Raw genomic sequence first — 11,790 nt, forward strand, 5'->3', positions numbered from 1 at the left:
TCATAGGGCTAATTTATTGAATACGAGATGGATGTCTGATTTGTATCAATATTTGACGAAAAACCTGTTTTATAGGTTTCATACAATTGAGTCGGATTCAACCCTGTAAACTTTTTGAATAATGTGTTGAAATACGGAACGTTCTTGTATCCTACTTTCTCTGAAACCTCGTAAATCAGATATTTACCTTCCATGATCATCGCTTTCGCTTTTTCAATGCGCACTCGGGTAACGTAGTTATTGAATGTATCTCCTGTTGCGTTTTTGAATATATAACTTAGATAGCTGCGAGACATACAGATTTGATCAGCAATTTCACCAAGTGCCAGCTCTTTGTGATAATTTTCGTGAACACACTTTATGATAAAATCAACGGCATGACGGTGCTTTAGGTTGACATTCGATTGAAATTGCTTGCCTATATGCTTCAACTTCTCTATCAACCACTTTTCCAGTTCTTGAGGTGTCGAAAGCGAATCCAGCTCATCAAGCATTTGCTCCTTTGGATAAAAGCTGTCGATCTGTATACCTGCTTTTGCAAACGAATTCACAATGATGATCCACAATTCATAACCATAATTTCGAAGGTAAACCATAGGAACCTTATGTATTCCATCCAAATGAATAATAAACTGCTGAACAATGGTAATGGCCTGATCTATTTGCGTATACGAAATAGCTTCGGATAACTCTTGGTATAACTTAAATGGATGCATCTCATGCTTCAGATCATTGTATAGGTGGATCTCTTTCTTCGAGAATTCCTCAGGAAGCGCAAACACCAAGCCCGACTTCCCTATTCGCTTATTTTTGTAAAACAAGGCTATAAACCCTTCCTCTGTCGAACGGGCAATATCTCTCCACTGTTCTTTTAATCCGCCTATACCAATAGAAATCTCAATTTTTAAGTAAGCGAACACGGATTCAGCAATACGCTCTGCTAATTCAACGACATGCTGCAAGGGTGTCTCCTCAGCCGCTTGATTGTTCAAATGAAGCAGTAAAGCGCAGTGATGACTGTACAACTCAACAAAATTAAACTCAGGCCAATGCTGCTGAGAAATTTCCTGAATAATATTATTTAATCCAAAATAAAATAAACTTTGATCAACAAGCGACATTCCTGCCAATCGATCCGTCTTCATCATCTCAATTACGAGCACCATATGACTTTTATAGTTCCAGTGCTTAAATCTCTGATTCATCTCCTGTACTTGCTGAAAATCCGAATCATGTGTGCCGGTAACGACATAATGCAACCACTTCTTCTGAACATACGGCTCATAGACTGTAAGCTTTTGCTTAAGCTGAGCTTGTTCGATTTGCTCCATTTGAAGCGCCTTTAAGTCCTCAATCGATTTCATAAGCACTTCTTTCATCGTTTCCAACGAGATTGGCTTGCTTAAATAATCATCAACTTGTAAACGCAAGGCTTGTCTTGCATAATCAAAGTCAGAATATCCGGATAACACAATAATTTTGCCGGCAAAGTTATGCAATCGCAATTGCTCAACCATTTCAAGTCCGTTCATAACAGGCATATAAATGTCGGTAATCACAATATCAGGATTTTGTTCAAATATTAGCTTCATGCCCTCTTGACCATCGGTGGCATCCCCTACAACCTCAATTTCAAGCTCACTCCAAATTGGAATATTGCGCATGATCTGAATTATTTTATGCTCATCATCAACAATAACTGCTTTCCACATAGCGTTCTCCCTTCAAAATAAATCAGATAAAATAATCTCCCTTATCTCGCTTCGGAACATAAATATGGATCGTTGTACCTTGATTAAGTTCGCTTGTTATAGATACTCCATATGGTTCTCCAAACAAAGCGTCAATCCGCTCTCTTACATTGCGAATTCCGTAACCGCCTATATTGGCCTGATATGTAGGAATTCGATTGGTTTGAAACCCTTGGCCATCATCTTGTATACTGAAAAGAATGCCCGCCTCCTTCTCTTCTACGCGAATAACAATCGAGCCTCCATTACGACCATGAAAGCCGTGCATAATCGCATTTTCTACAAATGGCTGCAGCAGCATCTTCGGTACATAATAATTTTCCAAAGCCGAAGGTAAATCCAATGTTACATCCAACCGATGGGGCTCCATCCGAATGCGTTGGATTTGCAGATAATAATTGATATACGTCATCTCTTCATGAACTGTTAAAATAGACTCCCCTCGGGAAAGCCCCATCCTGAACATTTTTCCTGTTAACTCTAAAATACGGCTAATTTGGGGTTGATTCGCTTCAATTGCCATCCAATTGATTTGATCCAGTGTATTATATAAGAAATGCGGGTTGATCATCGCTTGCAGGGCTTTTACATCCAGTTCCTTCTGTCTGATATATTGCTTCTCCAAGTCGATGTACAACTGCTTGACTCTTTCCATTAGATTGCTATAGCCACTGAATAAAATACCAAACTCATTCGTATAATCGCCAGGCATCTTGACTGGCTGCATATCAACGGAGAATCGCCCCATTGCGCGTGTCATAATAATAATTGGTTTCATAAATCTATGTGACAGGAGTAAAGTGAAAAATAATGCAACCATCACGGCAATTAATCCAATGGCGCCTAGCATATATGCGATTCTGAGACTGTCATTCGCTATCTCTTTCCACGGCGTAAACTGAATGATGCTCCATTTCGTTGTTCGATTATTCGATTCAGTAACAAGATAACTTTGATTCAAATCAGTCTTTTGATTGCGGTAACGATCAGGTTCCTTGCTATACACCGTAATGAACTCATTAAGCTTCGAGTTTATCTCCATAGAAAACCCCGCGCTTGTGATGAGATTCTGTCCGTTACCCATTAATACCCTCTTAATTCCCTGATTCTCATTTTCACGATTTAATAATGTATTATGAACAGCTGACATCTTCATATTTAACACAAGTAAGCCCAGATATTTGCCTGAATTCGAATACACTTTCCGAGCGAAGCTGATGACGGTTTCCGTACCTCCTATTCCTATTTTTCGTTCACCCACCCATGCAAAATCAGATAATTCAACCCGAGAAAACCATTCTTCATTCCTCGCTTCCTCAAGCTCTATGAAACTAACTGGAAGATTCGGTTTTGGCAGCGGATTTCTCATATAGATTTGGATTGAATCGACCGTATTATTCCAGCTATATACTAAATTTGTAAAATAGGAGGTTAATTTCTGACTTGCAACCAATCGATCGTACATATCCATATCAAGCTCTTCATAGTTCAAATAGTTAAGAAAATCATTGTTTCGTGTAATAGACAATGCGATTTGTTCAACAGAACTCATCTGGTTGTCGATCCTTATACTAAGCTCGTTAAGGATTTCCTGTTGATATTTTGAAGCTTGATTCGACATGTATGAAGATGCGACCTTGTAACTTACAGCCATAAGCACGATTAGCAGAGCGGCCATAAATCCGGCAAATAAGATAAAAAACAACCTACCTAGACGGTAGGTTTTAAATGGATTTCGCATAAAATTCACAGCACCTCACACTAAACCAGGTTACGTATATACAATTGAGTCCAAATTGAATCCTATCCTTTTAGACCGGTAGTGGCAATGCCTTCAACGAAATATTTCTGTGCTAAAAAGAAAATAACAACTGACGGTATGATAGAAAGAAGCGACATGGATAGCATTTGGCCCCATTCCACTGCGGACTGCGAATCCATGAACAACCGTAATGCAAGGCCAACCGTAAATTTATCTACAGAGCTGATGTACAGCAATTGCTGGAAGAAATCGTCCCACGTCCACATGAAGCAGTAAATCGCAACGGTAATGAGCGCCGGCTTAATTAACGGCATGATGATATGCCAGTAAATGCCGAAGGTTGAACAACCATCAATTGTTGCTGATTCATCCAGTTCACGCGGAAGTCCGCGAATAAATTGAACAAGCAGGAAGACGAAAAACCCACCGCCGCCAAAAAAATGCGGAGTAATGATTGGCAAATACGTGTTGATCCAATCGAGTTTGAAGAATATAACATATTGAGGAATAATAAGTACTTGGGAAGGAATCATCATTGTCATAAGCAGCATCGAGAACCATAGGTTGCTGAACTTAAATTTCACGCGTGCAAAACCGAAAGCAATTAAACTAGCAGATATGACTGTTCCTGCTACACTAAACAATTCAATAACGAAGGTGTTCGTAAAAAATTTAGTGAACGTATGACCTGGAATGGCTGTCCATCCATTTACATAGTTACTCCATTGTGGCACACTTGGAAAAATATTAGGCAAGCTCAATTCCGCATTCGTTTTAAGTGATGCACCAATCCACCAAATAACGGGATAGATCATAATTAAGCTCAAGAGCACAAGAAGGATATGCGTATTCATTTGTTTTTGTTTGATCCATTCTTTCGTTGTCATAATTATTTATCCCCTCCCGACTCATAGAACACCCAATACTTCGAAACCGTGAAGTTAATAATGGTGGCTATACCAATGATAATCAGCATTACCCATGCAAGCGCCGAGGCGTAGCCCATTTGAAATGAACCAAATGCTTTATCATACAGATATAATGCGTACATATAAGTGGATTTCACAGGACCACCTTTGGTGATAACATACGCTTGAGTAAACATTTGAAATGAATTAATAATGCCTAGGATAAGGTTAAACAGAATAACAGGAGAAAGCATGGGAAGCGTAACACTGAAAAATTTACGAATCATTCCCGCCCCATCTACAGATGATGCTTCGTACAATTCCTTGGGAATTTGCTTCAGTCCCGCCAAGAAAATAATCATAGCCGAACCGAATTGCCACGCTTGAAGCAATACTAATGTACTTAATGCTGTATCGGGATTCGATACTAAACCGATGCCTTCCATCCCAAAAATCGCAAGAAATTTGCTTATGAATCCGTCAATTCCGAAAATGTTCTTCCATAACACTGCGACCGCTATACTTCCCCCAATGATAGATGGAAAATATATCAACGTACGATAGAATGACATACCTTTCATGTTTTTGTTGAGCAGCATCGCAACTAACAATGCGAACATTAGCTTTAACGGCACTGCAAAAATAACATAGGTAAACGTGACACCGAGTGATGTCTTAAAGGTTGGGTCACTCGTAAACATCCTCATATAGTTTTTTGTTCCTACCCATTGTGCCGGCTGCAGCAGCGAGTAGTCTGTAAATGAAAAGTATAACGATTGCATCATAGGGAATAAAGTAAGTAGAAAAAAACCAATTAAAAACGGTGAAATAAATAAATAACCAGTCAAATTTTGTCTCGTTTTCATAGGCTACACCTCGCTCGTATGGTCGAATTGATCTGCAAGTAAAGTTTCATCACTCCCTGACCTTATTAGTATTAATTATATGAGTGAGCATTTTCCATTTAAAGTATAGAGATGAGCTATTTCTTTCAACATATGACTTTTCTCATGGAAATCACGATAAGGAGGGCAAGTATGGAAAGTACGAATTGCGAGGGGAAAAAGGACAATCTACTAACAAAATACGAAGAACGTCTGTCATCTAGAAAATCTTGATATGCAAATTTTAATAACATAAAAAAGACTACCTCCTGTTTTTAGGAAGTAGTCTATACTTTAGAAATTAGTTTTTTACGTGACCAGTTCTCAAACTGGGGGAAATAGCCTAGACTATTTCTCAGATGTAAGGTCTGATACCTTACATCATACCGCCCATGCCACCCATTCCGCCCATATCAGGCATAGCTGGTTTGTTCGGTTCTGGTTTGTCAGCGATAACCGCTTCTGTAGTCAAGAACATAGCTGCTACAGATGCTGCGTTTTGCAATGCATAACGTGTTACTTTCGCTGGGTCAACGATACCTGACAAAGCCTTTTAAGCAAATGTATCACTGTTATTAATAACAAATTTAGAGCAATGACCGCTTCTTGCAATCATGCTTACAATTACATTGTAAAGTGGTGGTTGTTTTTTGTAAATACTCTCTTCAACTCTTACTTAGATTCATCGAACAACCCATTAATTTCAGACACAAAAAACTCTCTATCATCGACTAACTAAAGCGACTGGTTGACGTTCTCCACCTCGCTTACGATACGAACAGAGATTTTCTCTAACACATCCCAAAGGATATGTGCCCAGTTCGCAGTCATACCATCGATAGCAGTTACTGATTAAAATTCGGATTAGATTTTCATCACTATATCTCTTGTATCACTTTTTTAACAATGCTCCACGCTAAAGCTGCGTTCTCTTCGTTAACAATAATAGAAGTTTTTCGTTTTTCAACACCAGGATGGATTAAGTTTCTAAAACCTCTTATGGCATGAGAAAGATGGTACAGTTGAAGATCAATGTATGCTTCTTTATTCGCAATATACAATAACTCATTCAAGTCCATTTGATTGGTTTTCTTACTTTTTCCATTCTCCAAAATATACGATGTTATATTTTTTGATGTTATGTGATCTAAAAGAACCGCTTCAATTATGCTACCACTCATTATTAGTGATGTTTTATAAGATTTAGTAATTAGTGCAATCACATTTTCATTAAGGTCTCTTTCTAACATACTTTTTAATTCAGGATTAACAACTTTATCGAGAGATTTTATCAATTTCTCATCAAATCCAAACTTATTATATTGATCTATATTAATGTTCTCAGCAATACTTATCAATTCATTTTCTCTTTGGTTCACTAATTGTAATTCTTCTATCAACTCAACTATTTTTGAATTTATTCGATAAACTGAACTATTAGTATCTATGTTATGATCAGCTGTTTTAATCACATATTTTTTTTCTAAGAATGATTTAATTAACTCATTAGCTTTTATTTCTGAAACACCAAGGAATTGGGGCAACTGTCTATAAGGACATACTATAAATCCATCTATATTTCTTTGTTTTGAAAATGATATTAACTTTCCCTTTATCCAAGCATTCTCTGAGTTAAAAACAATCGCTGATTTATTTATTTCTTCTTCTTGCTTTTCTTGTTCAACAACTAGTTTTGTTACGTTTTCATAGTTATTCAATGCAGTTTTATCATCAGGTTTTAATTCTACCGCCTTCTTGAACATCTCTTGAGCCTTATGAAGGTCATTTTGTTTGCGGTAGATAACTCCTAAATTATTCAAGGAGGCATTCGTATCTCCATGCTTTTTTTGGTACAATTCATAAATTTCTTTTGCTGAGTTTAAATCTCCTTTCTCCGAAAACGAATATGCAACTTCAAACAAGAAATCACCTTTCATCAAATTCGTATTAAAAGATTTAAATATCCCAAGAATTTCATTATATCTTTTTAAAGAATATAATTTCTCTATAAGCGCTTCACAAATCGCTCCAGAGTATATCTTATTTTTTAAAAAGTCAGTCTGAATGATATTGATCAAACTATTTGTCATTTCAAGTACATCGTCAAGTCCAGAACTATTAATAAAACCCCAAAAATATTCACTCTCTAAATATTTTTCGTTCTTTTCGAACGTGTATTTTATAAGTGACAGACCATAATTGAATGCATCTAGATTCCTATCATTCGACTCCGCAATGTTCTTAAGTGTCTCAATATAAATAAAAGTATTAGGCAAGTATCTATTCGCATATTCAAGGTCTTTAATAACTCTTTTTTCATTCTTTTTATCATCTACGTTTGAAAGGTAAATCCCTCTCAAACCTTTGATTTTTGCCAAAATATTTGGATTTTTAGTGTTATTCTCTAGTTCTTGGAAAAATCCTAATAACTCAGTTTCAAATGAAAATGTAAACTCAGGATATGAGTACAGTTCCGCTGATATTGCATAATCAAATGGAATTTCATCAAACAACTCAAAACCTTTATTAATTTCTCCTTGCTTTAGATTACAAAGAACAGCTCCTATAAAAGGAGCAACATCAAGCTCTTGATTTATATCTTCCTCTATTAGAAAAGTAAATATACTCTTAGCCTTAGATATATCATTAATTCTATAAGAACAAAATCCCTTTGCTAGTTCAATAAGAAGAAAAAAGTCTTTGCTTTCAACATTCATCTTTATAGCAATATCATACGCATCTTGATATTTCCCTAGTCCGTAATAATAAGAGAACATATAGTTATATATTTCATTTGAACAGATTCCCTTTTTGGTTATCTCCTGATATATTTCTTCTTTTTCTTTGATATTACTTTGTATAAGTAATCTCTTATTAAGTTCAAAACTATCAGGAAATACTTCAAGCCCCTTTTTTATTAGTCTTAATGAATGATTCTTGTTCTCTTCCTTTCCAGCTAAAAAAATAAATGCATATTCATATACATATTCTCCATTAATGACATTTTGAAAATGCTTTTTAGATTTTTCATCTGATTTCTTGGGGTTATCATATTTAGAATATAAGATGCCTAAATAGAAATCGATCGCAGTGTTATTGTAATCTTCATTTTTTAACTCTAAAAGCAATTTTTCAGCGTCATCATAAAGTCTTTCTTCCAATAATGTGGTTATCTGTTGAAATTTCTCTTCCACAATAACATTCATCCTTTCTAGAAAAATTATTAAAGATGGTTAATAGATTTATATTAATCCCTCGAATTTAATTATTTCACTATCATAGTAATACCAGATAATCAATAGTTATATATTACCACATTATGTCGAATCATTATAGATTTTACCTCCTACACAAAAAGAGACAATCCTATTGACTGTCCTTTATTTGTAGCTCTTTCCTATCTAAACACTGCAACTGTATCAAGCCCTGATACAGTGGTACTGCTAAAATTCCAATTCCCAAGCGAGTAGCTACTTCTTGTCGAACTGGAGAACCTTAAATTCTCGCTGCCATTATGCTTTATTGTTATAAATTAAGAGGAGCTGGCTATAGGAACTTTGAAAGGGAGTATTGTATTAAACAATATATCAAATACTACCTTGGTGTGAGCCTCTAAGTGCTAGGGAGACATAACACAACAATCTGGACTTGAAAAGTTTTATATATCCCCCACTACCATCCCTTATCCGCATGAAATGCAGTTTTTATCAGTAATTAAATAAAAAGGAAGGTCGTCACATTACCCAATAGAATGTACTTGGATGATGTGTTACCTTCCCAATTTATAGATTAATACAGATAATTCAGCAGTAGAATTAATCTTAACCATACGTTAGGGTGTTACTGTACTGTTTCCTTTCGCTTGGCAATTGCTCTATATAATGTAGCCCGCTTCACACTAGTTAACTCCTCTATCTCTTTGACCGTGTGAGATTGTGCATCATACAACTTCAAAGCTTGTTCAATCTTTTTCTGATCGCTTACTGGTCTACCACCTTTACGTCCTCTTGTTCAAGCCTCTATTAAACCACCTGTGTACGTTCAATAATTATGTTGCGCTCAAACTCTGCAAAAACATCTAACATTCCAAATAGAGCCTTACCTGCTGCCGTTGTAGTATCTATGTTGTCATTAATCGAAACCAAGTTCGCTCCTTTTTGCTGAATATCATCAAGTACTTGAATCAGTTTAACCGTAGAGCGGGCGAGCCTGTCCAACTTATAAACTACAAGCGTATCATCTTGACCCAATATATAGGGCAATCTGTAACTGCTCTCTTGTCATTTAATATACCACCTTGATTCTTTAAAAATATTTTATGCTGCGTTGATTGTCCATAATTTCATATATATATGGAAATTACACGTTCATTATAAAAAGTATGTATAAACATTCTTTATTTTATTATTCATTTTGATTTGCTTAATTTCATTGAAATCTTCTCACCTCCTTTTCTTATCGCTAATATATCAAAATCAAAACATAAAAAGTAAATAGTTTTTTTTGAAAAATCTCGATTGTAAATAAAACTGTTCTTTTTACATATAAATATCTTATTATAAATGGGAGATAACCTTTAAGAATACTAAAAAAAATATTGGAGCGAAAATGATGAACTATCAAGACATTCAATGGATTTTTAGTGGTATTGGAGTTGCAATCTTTGCGGCAATTAAAATCACTAATATTATTAACCCATTCAGTATTATTACAAACTCTAAGGAGGAGATACTATTTAGTAATAACATTAATAAAATATCTAATAAGATATTTCTCTTTTTCTTCACAATCATTTTTTTAACAATATATTTTACAGTATTCTCAAACATAGATCTAAAAGAAGATTCCTCTAATTTTCTCTTAAAGGTATTTATTTCATGGTGGTCTTTAGGAGTAATGTTAGTTTTACTTCTTTTTTTTAATATCCTTATTTTCTCAAAAAAAATAAGAGAATTTATCTTTAAAAAAATCTACTTTGAAATGAGATATAATAAAAACAGGAGCTTATTTTATGTAATTCCTATGCTATTGTTGCTACTACTATATTTTGTTATTGTTTCGATGATGTATGGAAATTCAATAAACTTAATAATAATTACAATAGCTAATAATAATAAAATTACCTCATCGACTTCTCTGGGACAATTATATTATTTACCTCTACGTGAAATTTTATATATAGTATCACTATCACTTTTAGTTGCTTTGGTATATAGCCTTTTCTTATTTCCTTTATTAAGATTACTCAAACTAATATCTAGCTCAAAACTTATTTTAAACATACATATGAATGATGGCACAATTTATAAAGATAAATTCATACTGAATAATAATCTCGATGGTTTTCTTTTAGTATCTGATGTTCCATATAAAGAAGCAGTAGATAAACAGATGTTACCTCGCAATAACATAAAAGAAATTCAATCTAGAACAATAACAACAGTATTTGGTTATGAAGCAAAAAAATCTGATTTAATATTACCTAAAGATTTCACTGATGAAGAAAAAAGATTGTATAACAATATTAAAAAATAAAGTTGAGTGTGTGAGCTAAACAGTTGGGGGGCATTTTTGGGTAAACAACGGCCTAATAAATGTAAACCTCCCCCCTGTATTTTTTAAAAAAATTATATAAATCAATCAAGTTCATTAAATGATATTTTAATGAAAGAATTATTAAGTCATATACTACAAAGGAGTATACTAATGACAAACATAATACGTAAAACATCATTAAACTTAAACTATATTAATAGTAAGTTTCTTAGTGCATGCGTTATTGTAGGTGCAATAAGTTCATAATTTCGCGTATAGAGATAGACAAAAACAATATGCATGATTACGTGGAAAATTAAATTTGGATAATACACCATGATATGATCAATTAGAGACATATCTGCTTGGAGCATTTGAAACGGTATATGCATCAGTGAGAACATTATACCCACAACGAAAATCGCCACATATTTGTTTCGAATCAACCCTAGAATTCTCGTCTGGATATACCCCCGAAAAGCGATTTCTTCTACGAGTGCTATACAAATAAAAGTATCAAACAATCTAAAAACGAGATCATTCCCATGAAGCGGATAAGATTCGAAATCAGTAAAATACGCCAAAAATTCAGACCATGTTAAAATTATTGCACCAATAATGCCAAGACATATTGAAAACAAGACTTTCTTAAACCTAAAGCCTATTGAGACTAGCGTCTGCTTACGAATATGTAAAACGAAAAAAATTGGTAATACGGAAATTATTGACACAAATAAATGAACACTGAAAACAAATACATACGGATTAGAAAAAAATTTAGACATTTCCTTCATAATGCTTGTCTGAAATATGAGTAAACCATATAAATAAAGAAACACTATATAATATACATAAAATGCAAGAGAAATTAGCCCATCCATTTTATTGTATCTTCCAACATCTTTTTCCTGTAATGGTATACTAAAAATATTCTTAAAAACTCTCACTTA

At 34.5% G+C, this 11,790-nt stretch carries 9 protein-coding genes and 2 pseudogenes; 1 reads left to right on the top strand and 10 read right to left on the bottom strand.

Features of this window, described 5'->3' with window-relative positions; translation table 11 throughout:
• Nucleotides 1–8 precede the first annotated feature (8 nt).
• From BVG16_RS25295 to BVG16_RS33475, 9 genes and pseudogenes are all read right to left on the bottom strand, one after another.
• Nucleotides 9–1,712 (bottom strand): response regulator transcription factor, encoded by a 1,704-nt coding sequence (locus BVG16_RS25295; RefSeq protein WP_078501983.1) that lies wholly within the window; start codon nt 1,710–1,712, stop codon nt 9–11.
• A gap of 22 nt (nt 1,713–1,734) precedes the next feature.
• Complete coding sequence (locus BVG16_RS25300; protein ID WP_078501984.1) at nt 1,735–3,492, bottom strand: sensor histidine kinase; 1,758 nt, start codon at nt 3,490–3,492, stop codon at nt 1,735–1,737.
• A 62-nt stretch (nt 3,493–3,554) separates the two neighbouring features.
• Nucleotides 3,555–4,400, bottom strand: a complete 846-nt coding sequence (locus BVG16_RS25305) for a carbohydrate ABC transporter permease (RefSeq protein WP_078501985.1) — start codon at nt 4,398–4,400, stop codon at nt 3,555–3,557.
• Nucleotides 4,401–4,402: 2 nt separating this feature from the next.
• Nucleotides 4,403–5,287 carry a carbohydrate ABC transporter permease gene (locus BVG16_RS25310; protein ID WP_078501986.1) on the bottom strand — a complete coding sequence of 295 codons (885 nt, stop codon included), beginning with the start codon at nt 5,285–5,287 and terminating at the stop codon, nt 4,403–4,405.
• A 394-nt stretch (nt 5,288–5,681) separates the two neighbouring features.
• A pseudogene (gene groEL, locus BVG16_RS25315) lies at nt 5,682–5,849 on the bottom strand (chaperonin GroEL); the annotation flags it as partial.
• Nucleotides 5,850–6,040: 191 nt separating this feature from the next.
• A pseudogene (locus BVG16_RS33785) lies at nt 6,041–6,157 on the bottom strand (GMP synthase (glutamine-hydrolyzing)); the annotation flags it as partial.
• A gap of 26 nt (nt 6,158–6,183) precedes the next feature.
• Entirely contained in the window at nt 6,184–8,499 is a 2,316-nt protein-coding gene (locus BVG16_RS25325; RefSeq protein WP_158081787.1) for a tetratricopeptide repeat protein, read from the bottom strand.
• A gap of 646 nt (nt 8,500–9,145) precedes the next feature.
• Nucleotides 9,146–9,259, bottom strand: coding sequence for a hypothetical protein (locus BVG16_RS33470; RefSeq protein ID WP_332888812.1), 114 nt, complete (start codon nt 9,257–9,259; stop codon nt 9,146–9,148).
• A gap of 68 nt (nt 9,260–9,327) precedes the next feature.
• Nucleotides 9,328–9,567, bottom strand: a complete 240-nt coding sequence (locus BVG16_RS33475) for a recombinase family protein (RefSeq protein ID WP_233147167.1) — start codon at nt 9,565–9,567, stop codon at nt 9,328–9,330.
• Nucleotides 9,568–9,913: 346 nt separating this feature from the next.
• On the opposite strand from BVG16_RS33475, the gene BVG16_RS25335 reads away from it, so the two are divergent.
• Nucleotides 9,914–10,840: a hypothetical protein gene (locus tag BVG16_RS25335; RefSeq protein ID WP_144027488.1), complete on the top strand. Its 927-nt coding sequence runs from the start codon at nt 9,914–9,916 to the stop codon at nt 10,838–10,840.
• Between the two features lie 209 nt (nt 10,841–11,049).
• Here the strand turns inward: BVG16_RS25335 and BVG16_RS34080 are convergent, their stop codons facing one another.
• A complete protein-coding gene (locus BVG16_RS34080; RefSeq protein ID WP_408635385.1) occupies nt 11,050–11,721 on the bottom strand; it encodes a CPBP family intramembrane glutamic endopeptidase in 672 nt (223 codons plus the stop codon).
• Nucleotides 11,722–11,790: the final 69 nt, after the last annotated feature.

Origin of the sequence: Paenibacillus selenitireducens, from assembly GCF_002021565.1 — a bacterium.
GTDB lineage: Bacteria > Bacillota > Bacilli > Paenibacillales > Paenibacillaceae > Paenibacillus_K > Paenibacillus_K selenitireducens.